Origin of the sequence: Herbaspirillum sp. C7C8 (assembly GCF_022627875.1) — a bacterium.
Taxonomy (GTDB): Bacteria; Pseudomonadota; Gammaproteobacteria; order Burkholderiales; family Burkholderiaceae_D; genus Herbaspirillum.
The window spans coordinates 1-240 of the sequence record NZ_JABXGG010000092.1; the positions used below are offsets into that span (position 1 = coordinate 1).

General features: G+C 62.9%; 1 protein-coding gene. It reads right to left on the minus strand.

The window, feature by feature from the left end; genetic code table 11:
* A partial coding sequence (locus HWE01_RS22775) for an aldehyde dehydrogenase family protein (protein WP_241822977.1) occupies window positions 1–240 on the minus strand: 240 nt, incomplete at both ends.

Below are 240 nucleotides of genomic sequence, written 5' to 3' on the forward strand. Positions count from 1 at the left end.
GTGATGACAGGGCCGAAGGTCTCCTGCTGCACCACGTCGTCGGTCTGCTTGGCGCCGGTGATGATGGTGGGCTCGAAGAAGTAGCCCTTCTCCCCCGCCCGGTGGCCGCCGGTTTCGATGCGGCAGTTGGCCGGGAGGTTTTCCACCACGGACGTGACGGCGTTGAAGTGGTTCACGTTGTTCAGCGGCCCGAAGTAGTTGTCTTCGTCGTTCTGCGAACCGGTGTGTAGGGTCCTGGTG